Genomic DNA, 16,367 nt, shown 5'->3' with positions numbered 1-16,367 from the left:
CATTCCGCCCGGGGCCAGGCGTCCGACTACTGCGCGCGCAGGGCGGTGACCTCATTGACCCCGTCATGCACCGAGACGTCGAAGGCGACCCGGTCTCCAACCCTGGCGTCCGCCAGCACAGCGGCCGGCGCCGTGAAGGTCATGGCCATGGCCGGCCAGCCCACACCCGGGATCGCGCCATGATCGATGGTGACCGTGCCGGCCGAGGCATCGACAGCCGTGATCGTGCCTGTGCCGGCACCGGTCATGGCGGCCTGCCCTCCCGCCATCGGCATGCCGGACATGTCCGACGCCATCGGCATTTCAGCAGCGGGTGCCGTCTCGGCAGGCGGCGCGGTCTCGGATTGACCGCAGGCGCTCAAGCCGAGGGCGGCGGCGGCCGACAGGATCAGGGCGTGATTCATGGTGATTCTCCTTGGGTTGATGTGTTCGAACGAGACCTGCGGCGTCTCAGCAGCAGATAGCCTGCGGGAATAACGAGCATGGACAGCAATGGTGCCGTCAGCATGCCGCCGATGACCGGGGCGGCGATGCGGCTCATCACCTCCGAACCGGCGCCGTGGCCGATCAGGATCGGGAACAGACCGGCCAGGATCACCGCCACGGTCATGGCCTTGGGTCGGACCCGCAGCAGCGCACCGTCACGGACGGCGTTCTCGACCTCAACGGGCCCCGGATTGGGGCCCCGGTCGTTGAGCGCGGTCTTCAGATAGATCAGCATCACCACCCCGAACTCGGCCGACAGCCCGGCCAGGGCGATGAAGCCGACCCCGGTGGCGACCGACTGGTGGTAGCCCAGCAGATACAGCAGCCAGACACCGCCGGTCAGGGCGAACGGCAGGGTGGCCATGATCAGGGCCGCCTCGTCGAACCGCCCGAAGGTCAGATACAGCAGCACGAAGATGATCAGCAGGGTGGCCGGCACCACGATCTTCAGCCGCTCGGCCGCCCGGGTCAGATATTCGAACTGCCCGGAGTAGGCGATGCTCACGCCCGGGGTCAGCGTCACCTTGTTCGCCACCGCCGTCTGCAGATCGCCGACCACCGAGGCCAGGTCGCGGCCGCGGACATCGATATAGACCCAGGTGGTGGGTCGACCGTTCTCCGACTTCAGCATCGGCGGACCGTCCGTGACCTGAAGGTCAGCGACCGTGCCCAGGGTGATCTGCTGGCCCGAGGGCGTCAGCACCGGCAGGGCGCGAAGTTCGGACAGGCTGTCGCGGATCTCGCGCGGATAGCGGACGCTGATCGGATAGCGGGCCAGGCCCTCGACCGTCTGGCCGATGGTCTCGCCGCCGACCGCTCCGGCCACGATGCTCTGGACGTCCGCGATATTGAGACCGTAACGGCCCGCCGCCTGTCGATCGATGTCGATATCGATATAGCGCCCGCCGGTCAGCCTTTCGGCCAGGGCCGAGCTGACACCGGGTACGTTTTTGGCCACCGCCTCGACCTGGGCGGCGATCCGGTCGATGGCCTGGAGGTCGGCCCCGGAGACCTTGACCCCGATCGGGCTCTTGATCCCCGTCGCCAGCATGTCGATGCGGTTGCGGATCGGCGGCACCCAGATGTTGGCCAGCCCGGGCACCCGCACCGCCGCATCCAGTTCCTCGACCAGCTTCTCCGGCGTCATTCCGGGTCGCCACTGGTCGCGTGGCTTGAAGCGGATCGTGGTCTCGAACATCACCAGCGGGGCCGGATCGGTCGCCGTATCGGCCCGTCCGGCCTTGCCGAACACGGTCTCCACCTCGGGCACGGTGCGGATCATCCGGTCGGTCTGTTGCAGCAGTTCTGAGGCCTTCGCCGCTGACAGTCCCGGAAGGGCGGTCGGCATGTAGAGCAGATCGCCCTCGTCCATCGGCGGCATGAACTCGCCGCCCAGCTGACTGATCGGCCAGGCCGAGGTGGCGAACACCGCAAGCGCGATCAACAGGGTTGCCCGGGGACGGTGCAGCACCCAGTCGAGCGGTCGCCGGTAGATGTGGGTCAGCCAGCGGTTGATCGGATTGCTCTGCTCGGCCGGAATCCGCCCGCGGATCAGATAGCCCATCAGCACCGGCACGAGGGTGATCGACAGGATCGCCGCCGCCGCCATGGCATAGCTCTTGGTGAAGGCCAGCGGCGCGAACAGCCGGCCCTCCTGGGCCTGCAGGGTGAAGACCGGAATGAACGACAGGGTGATGATCACCAGACTGAGGAACAGGGCCGGCCCGACCTCGGCCGCCGCCTCGGTAATGACCCGCCAGCGGGCTTCGCCGGCGAGGGTCTCGTCGGGGTGGTCGTGCTCCCATCGCTCGATATGTTTGTGGGCGTTCTCGATCATGACCACGGCCGCATCGACCATGGCCCCGACGGCAATGGCGATGCCGCCCAGCGACATGATGTTGGCGTTGACGCCTTGCAGATGCATCAGGATGAAGGCCGCCAGCACCCCCAGCGGCAGGGTGATGATGGCGACCAGGGCCGAGCGCGCGTGCCAAAGAAACAGGCCGCAAACCAGGGCGACGACGAAGAACTCCTCGAGCAGCTTGCTGCTGAGATTCTCGATCGCGCGATCGATCAGCTGCGAGCGATCATAGACCGTCACAACCTCGACCCCGGCCGGCAGGCCGGCCTTGAGGGTTTCCAGCCGCTCGCGCACCGCCGTGATCACCGCACGCGCGTTTTCGCCCGAGCGCAGGATCACCACCCCGCCGGCCACCTCCCCTTCGCCGTTCAGCTCGGCGATGCCGCGCCGCATTTCCGGACCGATCTGGACCGTGGCCACATCGCCCAGCTGAACCGGCACCCCGCCGGCAGCCGTGCGGATCGGCACCGCGCGGAAGTCATCCAATGTGGTCAGATAGCCGTTGGCGCGAACGATATATTCGGTCTCGGCCAGCTCCATGACAGACCCGCCGGCCTCGCCATTGCCCTGCCGGATCGCCGCCACGACCTGCTGGTGCGTGACGCCGTAGGCGGCCAGCTTGGCGGGGTCGAGCACCACCTGATACTGGCGCACCATGCCGCCGATACTGGCGACCTCGGCCACGCCCGGGACAGTCTTGAGTTCGTAGCGCAGGAACCAGTCCTGCAGGCTGCGCAGCTGCGACAGATCATGCTGACCCGTGCGATCGACGAGCGCATATTCATAGACCCAGCCGACCCCGGTGGCGTCCGGACCGAGTGCGGGCCGGGCGGTGTCGGGCAGGCGAGCCTGGACCTGGCTGAGATATTCCAGCACCCGCGAGCGGGCCCAGTACAGGTCGGTGCCGTCCTCGAACAGCACATAGACATAGCTGTCGCCGAAGAAGGAATAGCCCCGCACCGTTCGGGCGCCGGGCACCGACAGCATGGTGGTCGCCAGCGGATAGGTGACCTGGTTTTCGACGATCTGCGGGGCCTGGCCGGGGTAGGAGGTGCGGATAATCACCTGCACGTCGGACAGGTCCGGCAGGGCGTCCACCGGCGTGTTGCGCACGGCCCAGAGGCCGGCGGCAACCAGGGCAAAGGCGGCCAGCAGGACGAGGAAGCGCGCCTTGACCGAGGCGCGAATGATGGCGGCGATCACTGGCCCGCCTCACGACGGGTCAGGCTTCGGATGGTGGGCTTGCCCCCGACCATGTCGAAGGCGAAATCGACCTGACCTCCCGTCCGGATGCCGTCCAATTTGACCGGCTCGGCGAGGGCGAAGGTCATGGTCATCGCCGGCCACTGAAGCGCCGGCACCGCCCCATGAGCCAGGGTGATCGAACGCCCCGCGATCGACTGCACCCGGCCGCTGGTCCGGTAAATCGGGGGCGTCGAAGCGCTCTCCGCCCGTCCGGCGGCCCGATCGAGGGGCCGCGCCTCGACGCCGGACAAACTGGCCTCGGAATCGAACAGGAACTGGCCCGAGGCCACGACCCGCTCGCCTTCGCGCAGGCCGGCGAGGATCTCGGTCTGCCCCCCGCCCTCGCGCCCGACCCGGACCTCGGCCGGCTGATAGCGTCCGCCCTCCGCCGCCAGCATCACCAGATTGCGCTGACCGGTGCGGATCACCGCTTCGGACGGCACCAACAGGGCCGGTGTTGTGGAGCCGCCGAAGGTGATCTGTCCGTACATGCCGGGACGAAGACGACCGCCCGGGTTTCGCAATTCGATCCGCGCGGTCAGGGTGCGGCTGTCGCTCGCCACCTCGGGCAGCAGGGCGATCAGACGACCGGTCATGCGCTCCCCGGGGAAGGCCGCGAGGGTCACTTCGACCGCACGCCCGACCCGTAGCTGGCCGCCGAGGGTCTCGGGTACCGCAGCATTGAGCCACACGGTCGACAGGCCGTTGACCTCGGCCAGGGTCAGGCCCGCCGGCACCGTCATGCCCGCGCGCACGCCGAGGCTTCGAATGACCCCGCCGATCGGACTGGTGACGGTCACCGTGGTGCGCGGACGGCCCGAGCGCTCGACCGCCGCGATCAGGGACTCCGGCATGCCGAGCAGCAGCAACCGTTGCCGCGCCGCCTGGATCAGGGCGGCGTCATCGGTGCGCCGGACCGCGAGGTATTCGAGCTGGGCTCCACCCCAGTCGGGGACCAGCAGATCGGCCAGGGGGGCACCGCTGGCGATGACGTCGCCGGGGGCGCGTCCGTAGACTCTTTGGACAAAGCCGCTGGCGCGCGTTTGCACCACGGCGACGTCACGCTCGTTGTAGTCCACCACCGCGCTGGCGTTCAGATCGCCGTCGAGGGTGCCGGATCGGACGGTGGCGAAACGAACGCCGAGGTTCTGGGTCAGGGCCGGGTCAATGCGAACCCCCGCCGCCGCGCCTGCCGCGTCGTCGGCATAGCGCGGCACCAGCTGCATATCCATGAACGGCGACTTGCCGGGCTTGTCGAACTTCTGGGCAGGGACCATCGGGTCGTACCAGTAGAGCACCTCACGCTCGCCCGCTGCGGGAACGGACGCGGCGCCCCCTCCTCCCAGCCGCGTCAGTCCCAGAGCGGCGACACCGCCGAGGAGCACCAGTCCGGCGGCGGCGGCGGCAAGACGAAGGTTTTTGCGCTCAAACCGGATCATTGGTCGCTCCTGTAGGTCAGGGTGAAGCCGACGGCGCGGCGCGCCACGTCAGCCTCCTTGTCGAGGGCGTCCAGCCGGGCGTTGGCCAGGGCGGTGAAGGCGTCGAGGACATCCATGATCCCGGCCCGGCCCGCGCCGTAGCTGGCGGTTTCGAGATCGGCGCGGGTGCGCAGATTGGGCAGAACCACGTCCCGTGCCCGGATCCACCGGGTTCGCGCGACCTCATAGTCGGCGAGGTCACCTCGCAGCATCGCCGTCCATTGCCGCTCAGCAGCCTCCTGTTCGGCGTCGACACGCCGGGCGTCGGCGGCGCGCGCCGCGATCACCGGCTCCTGCCGGCTGGACTGGAACAGCGGAAGCCGCACGCTCGCCCCGACAGAGACCAGATCGCCGAACATCGGATCCCGACGGGCGTAGCTGGCTTCGAACGACCAGTCGGGGCGGCGGCCGGCGCGGGCCAGATCGAGATCCGCCTCGGCCCGGTCACTAAAGGCGGCGTAAGCGCGTAGCGCCGGCAGTCCGTTGAGATCGACATCGAAGGCTCCAGGCTCAAGATCGATGGCGGGAGGCGGACCACTGGCGCTCGGAACCGGATCGCCGGTCCAGCGGGACAGTTCCGCTCGCGCCCGCGCCAGATCCGCGCGCAACCCATCGCGCCGATCGTCGAGCGCGGCGCGCAGTTCGACGGGCCCCAGAATTTGAGCCGGTCGACTGGCCCCTGAGGCGACGCCCGAGGGCGCGGTCTCCCACAGGGGTTCAAGCGAGACGAGCAGGTCGTCCAGCACCTCCAGGCGTCGTTCGGCATAGTGGAGGTCGATCCAGGCCTGGCCCGTCGCGGCCCGGACCTGCCAAAGGCTGATGTCCTCACGGGCCCGGGCCACGTTGATGTCCGCCCGGGCGATGCCGCGTTCGGCGCGACGCCGCGCACGACTGGGCACGTCCTGCTGTAGTCCGACCTGGACATTGGTCATCATGACCTCGTCGAAGCGCCCCGCTGAGGGGCCCGTGACGGGGAAGCCGTTAAGGCCGAATTTCAGACGTGGGTCCGGCAGCCGCCCGGCGGCTTCAGCTGAGGCTTGCGCCGCCTCCACGCCAAGCGCCCCGGCTCTCAGGCCGGGCGCATCAGCGGCGGCGCGCGCCAAGGCCTCTTCGAACGTCTGTGGCTCGGCCCGGGCCGGCCCGGTGCCGGCGGCCAGGATCAGGACGGACACGGCCAGAAATGCCCAGCGGGAAGCCGCTGCGACGTCTGTTTGTATGTCCGGAGCCGTGGCTCGCCTGAGGGCGATGGACGGCAGGGCGTCGGGCGGCGTCGGGTACGCAGGGATGCGTAGCGCCGGCCTCAAACGAACAGTCATGGAATTCCTCGGAATCCGCCCGGTCGACTCGCGGGTCGAGACACAGGCGTAGAGCTCAATGGATCAGGGAACACTGCGGCCGCGAAGCGGCGCGCACGGTCTTCCAATCAGCGAAAGCGGTCTACGCCAACGGTTTCGGCGGATCCTTGAGAGGGAGCGGCCCAGCCCCCTTCCGGACGACGTTCGCGGTGGCGAACTTCATCGCGTTCGGCGCCATCGGACGAGACAGGGCCGGTGCCGGCGGAACGGGGGCCGCGACAGCGGCGCATCCCATCTTGGCGATACAGTCGGGCGTCATCTCGCTGCAGGGAGCCATCCCCTTCCCCGCCGTATCGTCCGTCATCACCATCATCTCGGCGCAGTCCATCTCCGCCATCACACCGGTCGCTTCGAAGGTTTCGAACGGCGTGGCATGCGCCGACGCCTGACCGACAAAGCCGACCATCGCCAAGGCGAACAGAAGGGTGCGAACGAAGTTCCACATGCCTCGTCATTGCACGCCCGTGGCGGCGCCGTGTCAAGCTACGCCTTGGGGGCGGGGCTCGGACAAGGTGCAGAGTGGACGAACCGGGCCTCTCCAGGGCGGCCGGGCCGCGAGGTTTTGAGAGATCCGAATACCCTCGTCGACATAACCTGAACAGGTCTGGTCTGGCGATCTTTCTTCAACGCCGCAACCGTCTGGTCGAAAGAACGTTTCGGCCCGACTTGAAGGACTGGAGGTTACCATGGAAGCCAAGAGCTATCTGCGGTTCGCCGCGATGATCGCGACATCCACGCTCGTCATGTTCGGATTGATGTATCTGAACACCTACCAGCTGGACCACGCCCGGTTCAGCGAGACCCGGGCCTGGATGGCGCTGGTGATGGGCGCGGTCTTGGCCGTCATCATGCTGCTGTTCATGCTCAAGATGTACACGGACAAGCGTCTGAACCTGGCCATCATCGGCGGAGCCGTCCTGGTGTTCGCCTGATCGCTCTGGCTCGTCCGCAGCCAGGAGACGGTCAATGACGTCGACTATATGCGCGCGATGATCCCGCATCACTCGATCGCCATCCTGACCAGCGAGCGCGCCCATATCCGCGACCCGCGGGTGCGCGAACTCGCCGACGGCATCATCGAGGCGCAAAAGCGCGAGATCGCCGAGATGAACGCGCTCATCGCCGACCTCGAACGCAATCCCACACCCTCCACGGCACCCGACCTCCCCGCCTCCACCCAGCGCTGACACGAACCGTCGATCAGGGGAATTTGCTCGCATCGGCGACGTCGAGCGATCCCGTCGGAAGTCACGTCTGCCGACGGTTGGTACTTCAACCTCCCACTGAGGGAAGGCCGCTTGCCAACCGTCCTCGCCGCCCCAGCGGCCTGACCGGTCCCATACGGAGGTGATGGGCGGCGCTGACGCCGTGGCGGACGACCCGGCCTCTCCAAGGCGGCGCTCACGGCGCACATCACTGAACGGTCGACCCCACTCGTATCGGTAGCCGGTCATGACACCCGGACGATCTTTGCGAACTGCGCCGGTTGATGCGACGAAACGTGCCCGGGCCATCGGGCAGTCGATCGACGTCGGCCTTAGGGGCGCGCGAACTTCGCTCCTTGTCCAGGACAGAGTCTGATGATGTGACTGTCCAGACAATCTCCGCGCTTGAAAATCCTGGCGACGGAACCGTCCGTCCGGCGCAAGCGGCTCTGCTATTCCGGGATCCGCCCGTCGCGCGTGAGGGATTCCGGGCGGATGGCCGTATATCTGATTGAACCCTTTGCTTTCGGAGTATCCAGAATGACCCCGCGTAAAATCCTCTCCCTTGTCGGCGCGGCCGGCGCCCTGCTGTTGGTCGCCACCCAGGCCGAGGCCCACGCTCGCGTCGTCGCCTCCACCCCGGCGGCGAGCGCGACCGTCGCCTCTCCCCGGGCGCTCACGGTGACCTTCAGCGAACGCGTGGTGCCGGCGTTCTCGGGCCTCGAAGTGGTCAACGCCGCCGGCGCCAAAATCGCCGTGACCACCACCGTCTCCGAGGACGGCAAGACCGTGTCGGGACGGACCGCCCGTCCGCTCGCCGCCGGCGCTTACAGCCTCAACTGGCGCGCGGCCTCGGCGGACGGCCACCGCATGACCGGCGTCATAGCCTTCACCGTCCGCTGAGCTCCGTGCTCGACGGTCTGGTCATCCTGCTGCGGCTCTTGCAGTACGGGGGCGCGGTCGTCCTTCTGGGAACGCCGCTGTTCCTGCTCTATGGACTGCGCGCGTCGGACGGGGTGGCGCTCGGTTGGCCCAGACCGCTGCTGATCGCCGCCTCGGCCGTTGTCGCCCTGGGCTCGGTCGCCGCGCTCGTGGCCCAGACCTCCGTCATGGCCGGCTCGATCACCGAGGGCCTGAAACCCGCCACCTTGGGTTTCATGATCACCGGCACGAGCGTGGGACCGGCCTTCCTGGCGCGCGCCCTGGTCGCCGCGGCCGCCCTGCTCCTCCTCGTGCTGGCCAAGCCTTCCCGATGGCTCTGGATCGCCGTTGCCGTTGCCGGGCTGGTCGTGAGCGCTAGTTTCGCCTGGACGGGGCACGGCGCCGCTACGGAAGGACCTGGACGACTCGTCCATGTGGCGGCGGCCATCCTCCACAGCTGGGGCGCCGCGGTCTGGCTCGGCGCGCTCGTGGCCTTGCTGATCCTGACGGTTCGCCACCGCCCCGCGCCGGCCGCCGACCGGGTCCTCCATCAGGCGCTGCACGACTTCGCCGGCGTGGGCACGGCCTCGGTCGCCGTCCTGGTGCTGAGCGGCCTGGTCAACAGCTGGTTCCTGGTCGGACCCGACCGACTGTCCGGCCTTCTCACCACCCCCTACGGCCTGCTGTTGACGGGCAAGCTGGTCATCTTCGCGCTCATGCTGGTCCTGGCTGCGGCGAATCGATTCCACCTGACCCCCGATCTCGCCAGCGCCTTGGACGATCCGGAGGATCTCCGGGTCGCGGTGGGCCGCCTGAAACGCAGCCTTGTGGCGGAAACCCTGCTCGCCCTGGCGCTTCTCGCCTTGGTCGCGGTCATGGGCACGCTGGCGCCGGTCTCGGCGATGGACATGGCGATGTGAGCCATGGACCTCGCGTGCCCGACCACTACGCCGGAGCCCGCGCGGGGAGCGGTGAGCCGCGCTCCAAGTTCGATCCATTGGCGCTTCCGGGCCAACCTGCCTAGATTGGGTAGTGGAGTCCTGAGGGGGATGGCGTGCCGGATCGACTTCGAGAGCTTATCGAGCAGTGGCGCGACGACCCTTCGGCGACCTATCAGACGTGGTTCCTGTGGGATGAACGACTGAAGAATTTTCGATCCATCCGCCGGGGCATCGGCCAAGTCGTCGAGGAGATCGAGACGGGCCGGTTCGGCGTCGCTTATCGCGGCTCGTCACTGGAGACGATCGTTCATTCCGTCGCCGAGCAACGCCAGATCTTCAGGGGCGCCGATCACGCCTTCCTTTGGAAGCCCAAGCTCCGGATTCCCGACATCTACGAAAACCCGGTCAATCAGCGCGCCTTCGGGCGTCTGCTGCACCACTGCAGCGGCTGTTCAACCGGCGCCGAGATACTGTCCGGCATCCGCACGATTGATCAGCTCAAGATCAAGGGGCTCGGGCCGGCCGTGGCGAACCTGATCTACTTCCTGCATCCCACCTACGCCCCGCCGTTCAACACCGCCATCGTTAATGGTTACAACGCAATCACTGGGTCGAAAGTGAAGCTGGGCAGCTGGGAGCACTATCTGGCCATGCGAGAGGGAATCCTCGCCCTCAACGCTCGGTATCGCGACCTGCTGTCCAATGACTTGGGCGCCCTCGCGGGTTTCCTGTTTGACGTCGGGTCCGGACGGTATCCGGCTCCGCCCGTGCACGGGGAAAACCTGTCCAGTCGTGCGTGGTCCGAGCGGTTTGCCGAAGGCCGCATCGAGGCCCTGAAATTCGAGAAGAGGGCGGTGCAGCAACGCGAGACCGATCGCACCCATACCGAAATCCAGGCCTGGATCCGCGATCTGGGCCGGGCACTGGGCTACCGGGTGTGGATCGCCGCCAATGACCGCGGCCGGATTCATGAGGGCGCGCGCCTCGGCCAAGGTTGTCTGGACCACTTGCCAGCGGCGCTGGCGAATGGCGCGGGCGCAGAGTCGATCCGCCTCATCGACGTCCTCTGGCTGGAGGCTGGCGCGGACCGCGTGACGGCCGCCTTTGAGGTCGAGCATTCCACGACCATCTATTCCGGTGTGGTGCGCATGTTGGATCTCGCCCTGTCAGGCGAGCTTCACACCTCTGCAGGACTGTTCCTCGTGGCGCCGGATAGCCGGGAGGGGGATGTTCGCGCACAGTTGCAGCGGCCGGCCTTCAGCCGGATCGCTGACCTCGACGTGCGCTACCTGCCATATGGCGAACTCGACCGACACCGGGAGTCGATCGCCCGCTTCGGGACAGACCTCCGGGCGCTGACCGATATTTCGTACCGCCTGATCTAAACCGCCGTATAACCGACAAGGAGACCGCCGCGAAAAACGCCGACCTGGCCGAAGGCGAGCGGCAGGATGGCGATCTCTGTCGACGCCAACCCATAGTTGGGATGCCGAACCTGGCGTCGCTCACGATCGCGGGCCAGTAATCGCGCACGACACGAATGGGTCGGAACACATAGCGATGCGGTCGCCGTCACCCCCCGTCCTTCAACCGAGCTCGGCCTGTGTTTCCAGTGGCGCGCGAAGTCGCTTCAGCGACTACCTTCTCATGCTGAGCACATATGCGCGGCCAGAGAGCCGCGGCTTCGGGGCAGACGATGCCGAACACCCGCCGAAGACTGGCGACATAAGCCTCTGCACCGTCGAGCAGGCGCACGGTTGTTCGCTGGCCTTGCAGCCGGCATAGGCCGCGCCCCAGAAGCAGCACCGTGCCGCCGTCGAGGTGCCGCTGGCAAACAGCGTTGCGAAGGTGGGGCGAAGCGGAGGACGTCCGCATCCATTCCGACGCAGCGATCAGACGCGCGCGATCTACGGGCTCCAAGGTAAAGTCGTAGTAGGGGATGCTGGCATTCGCGTGATTGTGAAGCCGCCACCATTCTGAATCGAGAGGTTCTAGCCAGAAGTTCAGTTTTCCTTGTCGATGCAACCCAGAACGAAGTGGAATGGGCTCGCGCAGGCCATCGCCAAAGCCGACATCGGCCAAGTAGGGTTGGTCGAGATCAATACGAAGGAGCGGATGTACTCCCTCTTCGGCACGGTTCCATCGATCACGCTTGATGACGGCCGCCAGGGTTCTCACACGATATCCCGCCGCCTCGAGCGCACCCGCGAACAATGCGTTCATCTCGAAACACCAACCGCCTCGATTGCCCCTTACAAGCTTGTCAAAAGCTCTGTCACCATCAACGCTTAGCTCGCGACCGAGCAGCACATCGAGGTTTTCATAGGGGATAGTCCGCAGATGGGCGCGATGCATGCGCCGCAGGAATGCCAGGTCCGGCGCACAGCGTCGTGGAATGCCGATACGTTGCAAGTAGGCGTCGAGGTCCACGGGGCTGAAATCCTTTTATGTTTCGATCCGGAGGACCCAGACCAGCATCGGGAGAATGGTTAATGGGATCGCTGCGCCGGGCCCGCATCGACGCCGGGTCCGCCAGCGCCAGGGCAGGCGCGCTGCGGCCAGGCCAGAGTCAGGGTCCATGCTTCTCGACAATGGACAGCCGCTTTCAAACGCTGCGCCGCTCTACCCCCTATCGGTTAAGACGCGCTCCTCGACTCGCACCCGCCAGGCGATCAGCAGCGCGTTGAGCACGCTGACCCCCACGGCGACGCCGACCTGGCCGAAGGCGAGCGGCAGGACGGCGATCTCCAGCGAGGCCACCCAATAGTTGGGATGGCGCACGAACCGGTAGGGTCCGGTCCTGACCAGAGGCGCGCCCGGCAGACTGATGATGCGGGTGGTCCAGAACCGGCCCAAGGTGGCGATGACCCAGACGCGGGCCAGCTGTAGCAGCAGATACAGACCTAGGAACCAGGGGCTTGGCGCGGTGTTCCAGGGCGCCAAGGCGGCGATGGCCGCGAGCCAGCCGGTGTGCAGCAGGATGAACAGCGGATAGTGGCCCGCGCCGATCTCCACGCCGCCGGCGGCTTTCAGGCGACGGGTGTTGCGGGCGGCCAGCCACAGTTCGGCGAGCCGCTGGATCACGACGAGGCTGAGAACGACCGCCAGCCAGGTCACGGATGGATCAGCATCAACGCCGTCGTGAAGCCCGGACCGAGGGTGGTCAGCAGCAGAGGGCCGGGCTCTTTCGCCTCGAGTGCGGCCTTTAGCACGAACAGGACGGTCGCCGAGCTCATGTTGCCGTGGGCGCGCAGAACCTCGCGGGTGTGGACCATCGCACCGGCGGTCAGCGCGAAACAATCCTCCAGCGCCTCGATGACCTTGGCCCCGCCGGGGTGGCAGACGAAGCCGCCGACATCGGCAGAGGTCAGGCCGTTCGCGGCGAGAAAGGTCTCGGCGATGGGCCTGAAGTCGTCTTGGACAAGGCTGGGAATGTCCCTGCTGAACACGACCTTCAGCCCGTCATCGGCCACGTCCCAGCCCATCACGTCCAGGCTGTCGGGCCAGGTATGCTCATGGGACGCGCCGATGACCGGTCCGCGCGCGTCGTCGCGACACGAAACCACGGCCGCCGCCGCCCCGTCCCCGAACAGGGCGGTCGCGACCAGATTGGACTTGGACCGATCCTGATAGCGGAACGTCAGGGCGCACAGTTCGACCACCAGCAACAACACCCGGCTGCCCGGCTCCGCGCGGGCCATGTCGGCGGCCCGGGCCAGGCCGATGACGCCCCCCGCGCAGCCCAGGCCGAAGATCGGCAGGCGGCGCACGTCGGCCCGGAACGGCATCACCTGCATCAAGCGCGCCTCCAGCGACGGCGTGGCGATGCCGGTCGAGCAGACGGTGACGAGGGTGTCGATCTGGTCGGGGGTCAGACCGGCATCGTCCAGGGCCTGTCCCGCCGACTCGGCCATCAGTTCGACCGCGTGTTTCAGGAACAGGTCGTTGCGTTCGGAAGAGCTGTGCGGCTTCAGATACCAGTCGATCGGCACGCACGAATGCCGCGTCTCGATCAGGGCGTTGCGATAGATCGGCGCCAGCCGCTCGAAGCCCCCGTGGGTGGTGGCGAACATCTCCGCCCCGTTGGCCGCCACCTCTTCCTGACGCAGGACATGGGGCGGCCAGGCGGTGGCGAGGCCGGCGAGACGCGCTTCAGGGGGTCGGTCGCCGTCGTCCCTCGCCGGGGTCAAGCCCCGCGTCGGACCGGTCGCCGGGGTCACGGCTCCCGTCTTCGAGCCGCGCGCGCCGTCTTCACGTCCCGTGAAATTCGTATCCACAACAGGATGAAGCCGGACACGACAATGCTCAGCGTCAACGCTGTGGTGATGATGATCAGGGGGTGATTGAAATCCTCGCCGTCGTTCCAGTCCATGACATGGAGACGCCAGAAGAAGTCGAAGATCCGCCAGACGCCAGAGCGGCGCGTCACCACTTCGCCGGTCGTCGGCGACAGGTAGAAGGAGGTCTTTTCGCGGTCGGCGAAGTCCACCCGCCACAGCGGTCCGGTGCGTCCCGTCTCCTCGGGCGCCGTCGCCAGAAGCACCGCGCCGGAAACCCGCGCCTCGCCCTTGTACGCGCCCTTGGCGAAGGCCGAGGCCTCGGCGGTCGACATCGGCCCGAATGGCCGGCCGGTCGCGGCGGACACGACGACCGGCTCGCCCGCCGCCGGCTTCAGGGTCCAGGCGGGACCGCGCGGCGTCGCGCGTAGCTCCGCCTGGACGGGCGCGACGCCCGCGCGGCGGGCGATCTCGCCGAGAGCCGGAAGCGAACCGAGCTCCAGCGGACCCGGCTTGAGTTCGACAGCGCGATGTTCGCCTCGCACCGTCTCGATCGGAATGGCGGTCATCACCAGACCGCCGCCGACCCAGAACAGCACTTGAAGACCGACGACGAGCGCGATCCATTTGTGCAGCTGGGTGGAGAGCCTGAGAACCTTCATGCCGCCGCCTGGCCGTGCCGCGCGAAGACGCGGGTGCCGCCGCCGGTCATAACCAGCAACGTCTCATAGGCCTCTCGCCGGCCGTCGGGCGCTTCCATCCCCGGCGATCCCAACGGCATGGCCGGCACCGCAAGGCCCAGCGCATTGGGTCGCTCCGCGAGCAGTCTGCGCACATCCTCGGCCGGCACATGGCCTTCCAGAACATATCCCCCGATCACAGCCGTGTGGCAGGATCCAAGAGAGTCTGGAAGCCCATGCGAGCGGCGTATCGAACCGGGGTCGGCGGACTCAGTTATCCGGGCCTGAAACCCCGCCCCTATCATGTGCTCGACCCAAGCGCCGCAGCAGCCGCAGGTGGGCGATTTGTAGACGGCGAGGGCGGACGAAGGACGCGGGGTTTGAGCGCAGGCCGCTGCTGCCGAGGCGCTCACGCCGAGGATCAAAAGAAAGCGGCGCGAAAGCGGCTTCATCATTGGCTCGTTACTCTGATGATCGATGGGCAAGGCAACCCGGTTGCGCGTCTTCAAGTCGCGCGGCGCAAGGGCCGAGCCGAAGAGTGATAGATGTCAAACCTCCACTCATCGCCCCGCTTGCGCAGGACGCTGGTGGCGACGCCGCGGCGCTCGATCGGTTCGCGCGCGGTGTCCTTGAAGGTGATGTGATAGGTGTAGGTCTCACTCACAAAGGCCGTGTCGCCGTCGATCTCCACAGTCATCTCGTGGTTACGGAACTCAAAGCCCGCCAGATCGGTGAACTCGGGTCCGAGATGGTGCTCGAGATAATAGGCGAACGTCCCCTCGACGCCGCCGTTCTCGAAAATCGCCGAGTCCTCCCAGAACAGAGCCGGCGTTTGTGACACGTCCATCCGAACAATGGCGTCCTTGTAGGCGGTGACGACGGTTCGGACCTGTGTCTCATCGGCGGCTTGCGCATGGCCGGGGGCGTGTGCCGAGCCTGGGGTGTGTGCCGAACCGGGGGCGTGAGCGTGGGGCGCCTGGGCGTGGGCCTGGGCGGAGGTAACGAGGACGGCGGCGAGCGCCGATCCGGCGAGTGCTGAACGAAACGACATGGATCAAGCTCCTGGTTAGCCGCGGCCGCGAAAGCGTCCTGGTCCGGCCGAAGTGGTCGAAAACAATGTGGCGGGACGGCGAGCGCCCTCGTGGGCCGTCAGAACATCAGATGTCTCACGCCGTGAGTCAGCATCCCGCCCAGCAGGCCGTTGACCATCACGGCGGCGGCGGTGAGCGTCAATAGGCCGATGTAGATCATCTCACGTCCGCGCCCCGGTCGGCGGACCCAGTGTTCCTTCGCCCACCAGCTCAGCAGGCCCAGAACGGCGATCGAACTGCCGAGCCACCGGTGATAGGCGTGGGTCGCGTCGTCCTTGCCGGGGAGACCCATGGCGAACCACCCCAGCGCCACCGCGACGATCGCGGAGATCGCGGCCAGGGCGATGATGACGCGGGTGCCCTGGGTCAGGACCGGCCGGCGCAGCGTCAGGGCAGCGATCTCGAGAAGGGCTGCGACGAGGAACAGCGCGATGGGGAAATGCACGGCCGCCGGATGCATGGCCCCGAGCCAGCGATACAAACGCTGGGGCATGGGTTTGGGACTCTCATCCGCCATCATGGCGCCGTGGTCCATGTCCTGTGCCATGCCTGGCATGGCCATCATGCCCCCTTCCGGAACGGCGGCCGCCGGCGCGGCGGCCTGGGCGCGAGCCGCGGCCTGCTTGTCATGGTCCTCGTGAGCAAACGCCGGCGTGCTGACAGACAGCGCCATCACCAGGGCGAGCCCCGACAGAATTTTGCGTATCGACATTGTTCTCTCCCATCCCGTCCCTTCTGCTAACTACGCACCGGGGAGGCCATCCCCTCGTTTGAGGGATTTGCCCCGTTTCGGCGTAGTAGGGATTAGGGGCGCAAGGAGAGTGTTC

At 67.2% G+C, this 16,367-nt stretch carries 17 protein-coding genes; 5 read left to right on the top strand and 12 right to left on the bottom strand.

The window, feature by feature from the left end:
- Positions 1-26: 26 nt before the first annotated feature.
- The 5 genes from AC4PRM_RS11010 to AC4PRM_RS10990 form a co-directional block, all read right to left on the bottom strand.
- Positions 27-404, bottom strand: coding sequence for a copper-binding protein (locus AC4PRM_RS11010; protein WP_492039886.1), 378 nt, complete (start codon positions 402-404; stop codon positions 27-29).
- Positions 401-3,550, bottom strand: a complete 3,150-nt coding sequence (locus tag AC4PRM_RS11005; RefSeq protein ID WP_492039885.1) for an efflux RND transporter permease subunit — start codon at positions 3,548-3,550, stop codon at positions 401-403. The genes AC4PRM_RS11010 and AC4PRM_RS11005 overlap by 4 nt, the downstream gene beginning before the upstream one ends.
- A complete protein-coding gene (locus AC4PRM_RS11000; RefSeq protein WP_492039884.1) occupies positions 3,547-5,031 on the bottom strand; it encodes an efflux RND transporter periplasmic adaptor subunit in 1,485 nt (494 codons plus the stop codon). Before AC4PRM_RS11000 ends, AC4PRM_RS11005 begins: the two co-directional genes overlap by 4 nt.
- A complete protein-coding gene (locus AC4PRM_RS10995; protein ID WP_492039883.1) occupies positions 5,028-6,386 on the bottom strand; it encodes a TolC family protein in 1,359 nt (452 codons plus the stop codon). Before AC4PRM_RS10995 ends, AC4PRM_RS11000 begins: the two co-directional genes overlap by 4 nt.
- Positions 6,387-6,507: 121 nt before the next feature.
- Positions 6,508-6,870, bottom strand: coding sequence for a hypothetical protein (locus tag AC4PRM_RS10990; protein ID WP_492039882.1), 363 nt, complete (start codon positions 6,868-6,870; stop codon positions 6,508-6,510).
- A gap of 241 nt (positions 6,871-7,111) precedes the next feature.
- Here AC4PRM_RS10990 and AC4PRM_RS10985 point away from each other — a divergent pair, with 241 nt between their 5' ends.
- The 5 genes from AC4PRM_RS10985 (at position 7,112) to AC4PRM_RS10965 (ending at position 10,877) form a co-directional block, all read left to right on the top strand.
- Positions 7,112-7,357 (top strand): hypothetical protein, encoded by a 246-nt coding sequence (locus tag AC4PRM_RS10985; protein ID WP_492039881.1) that lies wholly within the window; start codon positions 7,112-7,114, stop codon positions 7,355-7,357.
- Positions 7,358-7,405: 48 nt separating this feature from the next.
- Entirely contained in the window at positions 7,406-7,612 is a 207-nt protein-coding gene (locus AC4PRM_RS10980; RefSeq protein ID WP_492039880.1) for a DUF305 domain-containing protein, read from the top strand.
- Between the two features lie 558 nt (positions 7,613-8,170).
- Positions 8,171-8,533, top strand: a complete 363-nt coding sequence (gene copC / locus AC4PRM_RS10975; RefSeq protein ID WP_492039879.1) for a copper homeostasis periplasmic binding protein CopC — start codon at positions 8,171-8,173, stop codon at positions 8,531-8,533.
- Positions 8,534-8,538: 5 nt separating this feature from the next.
- The gene (gene copD / locus AC4PRM_RS10970) at positions 8,539-9,471 is read left to right on the top strand and encodes a copper homeostasis membrane protein CopD (RefSeq protein WP_492039878.1); all 933 of its coding nucleotides are present in this window, start codon (positions 8,539-8,541) and stop codon (positions 9,469-9,471) included.
- Between the two features lie 134 nt (positions 9,472-9,605).
- Positions 9,606-10,877 carry a type II restriction enzyme NmeDI-related protein gene (locus tag AC4PRM_RS10965; RefSeq protein WP_492039877.1) on the top strand — a complete coding sequence of 424 codons (1,272 nt, stop codon included), beginning with the start codon at positions 9,606-9,608 and terminating at the stop codon, positions 10,875-10,877.
- Positions 10,878-11,064: 187 nt separating this feature from the next.
- Here AC4PRM_RS10965 and AC4PRM_RS10960 read toward each other — a convergent pair whose 3' ends face one another.
- From AC4PRM_RS10960 to AC4PRM_RS10930, 7 genes are all read right to left on the bottom strand, one after another.
- Positions 11,065-11,922, bottom strand: a complete 858-nt coding sequence (locus AC4PRM_RS10960; RefSeq protein ID WP_492039876.1) for an arylamine N-acetyltransferase family protein — start codon at positions 11,920-11,922, stop codon at positions 11,065-11,067.
- 192 nt (positions 11,923-12,114) lie between these two features.
- Positions 12,115-12,609 (bottom strand): isoprenylcysteine carboxyl methyltransferase family protein, encoded by a 495-nt coding sequence (locus tag AC4PRM_RS10955; protein ID WP_492039875.1) that lies wholly within the window; start codon positions 12,607-12,609, stop codon positions 12,115-12,117.
- Complete coding sequence (locus AC4PRM_RS10950; RefSeq protein ID WP_492039874.1) at positions 12,606-13,712, bottom strand: type III polyketide synthase; 1,107 nt, start codon at positions 13,710-13,712, stop codon at positions 12,606-12,608. The genes AC4PRM_RS10955 and AC4PRM_RS10950 overlap by 4 nt, the downstream gene beginning before the upstream one ends.
- Positions 13,709-14,431, bottom strand: coding sequence for a PepSY domain-containing protein (locus AC4PRM_RS10945; RefSeq protein WP_492039873.1), 723 nt, complete (start codon positions 14,429-14,431; stop codon positions 13,709-13,711). Before AC4PRM_RS10945 ends, AC4PRM_RS10950 begins: the two co-directional genes overlap by 4 nt.
- The gene (locus AC4PRM_RS10940) at positions 14,428-14,958 is read right to left on the bottom strand and encodes a DUF411 domain-containing protein (RefSeq protein ID WP_492039872.1); all 531 of its coding nucleotides are present in this window, start codon (positions 14,956-14,958) and stop codon (positions 14,428-14,430) included. The genes AC4PRM_RS10945 and AC4PRM_RS10940 overlap by 4 nt, the downstream gene beginning before the upstream one ends.
- Positions 14,955-15,500: a YybH family protein gene (locus AC4PRM_RS10935; RefSeq protein WP_492039871.1), complete on the bottom strand. Its 546-nt coding sequence runs from the start codon at positions 15,498-15,500 to the stop codon at positions 14,955-14,957. The genes AC4PRM_RS10940 and AC4PRM_RS10935 overlap by 4 nt, the downstream gene beginning before the upstream one ends.
- Positions 15,501-15,598: 98 nt before the next feature.
- Positions 15,599-16,252, bottom strand: a complete 654-nt coding sequence (locus AC4PRM_RS10930; RefSeq protein WP_492039870.1) for a DUF2231 domain-containing protein — start codon at positions 16,250-16,252, stop codon at positions 15,599-15,601.
- Positions 16,253-16,367 lie beyond the last annotated feature (115 nt).

The organism is Brevundimonas sp. DW-iso22, assembly GCF_058725425.1.
Note: the sequence above shows the minus strand (reverse complement) of the source record. Positions and strands in the feature narration are given on the sequence as shown.

Excerpts from the sequence above, each read along its gene's own strand:
- AC4PRM_RS11010 (WP_492039886.1), bottom strand. The coding sequence starts at position 404 with ATGAATCACGCCCTGATCCTGTCGGCCGCCGCCGCCCTCGGCTTGAGC.
- AC4PRM_RS11000 (WP_492039884.1), bottom strand. The coding sequence starts at position 5,031 with ATGATCCGGTTTGAGCGCAAAAACCTTCGTCTTGCCGCCGCCGCCGCC.
- AC4PRM_RS10995 (WP_492039883.1), bottom strand. The coding sequence starts at position 6,386 with ATGACTGTTCGTTTGAGGCCGGCGCTACGCATCCCTGCGTACCCGACG.
- AC4PRM_RS10990 (WP_492039882.1), bottom strand. The coding sequence starts at position 6,870 with ATGTGGAACTTCGTTCGCACCCTTCTGTTCGCCTTGGCGATGGTCGGC.
- AC4PRM_RS10985 (WP_492039881.1), top strand. The coding sequence starts at position 7,112 with ATGGAAGCCAAGAGCTATCTGCGGTTCGCCGCGATGATCGCGACATCC.
- AC4PRM_RS10980 (WP_492039880.1), top strand. The coding sequence starts at position 7,406 with ATGCGCGCGATGATCCCGCATCACTCGATCGCCATCCTGACCAGCGAG.
- copC (WP_492039879.1), top strand. The coding sequence starts at position 8,171 with ATGACCCCGCGTAAAATCCTCTCCCTTGTCGGCGCGGCCGGCGCCCTG.
- AC4PRM_RS10945 (WP_492039873.1), bottom strand. The coding sequence starts at position 14,431 with ATGAAGGTTCTCAGGCTCTCCACCCAGCTGCACAAATGGATCGCGCTC.
- AC4PRM_RS10935 (WP_492039871.1), bottom strand. The coding sequence starts at position 15,500 with ATGTCGTTTCGTTCAGCACTCGCCGGATCGGCGCTCGCCGCCGTCCTC.
- AC4PRM_RS10930 (WP_492039870.1), bottom strand. The coding sequence starts at position 16,252 with ATGTCGATACGCAAAATTCTGTCGGGGCTCGCCCTGGTGATGGCGCTG.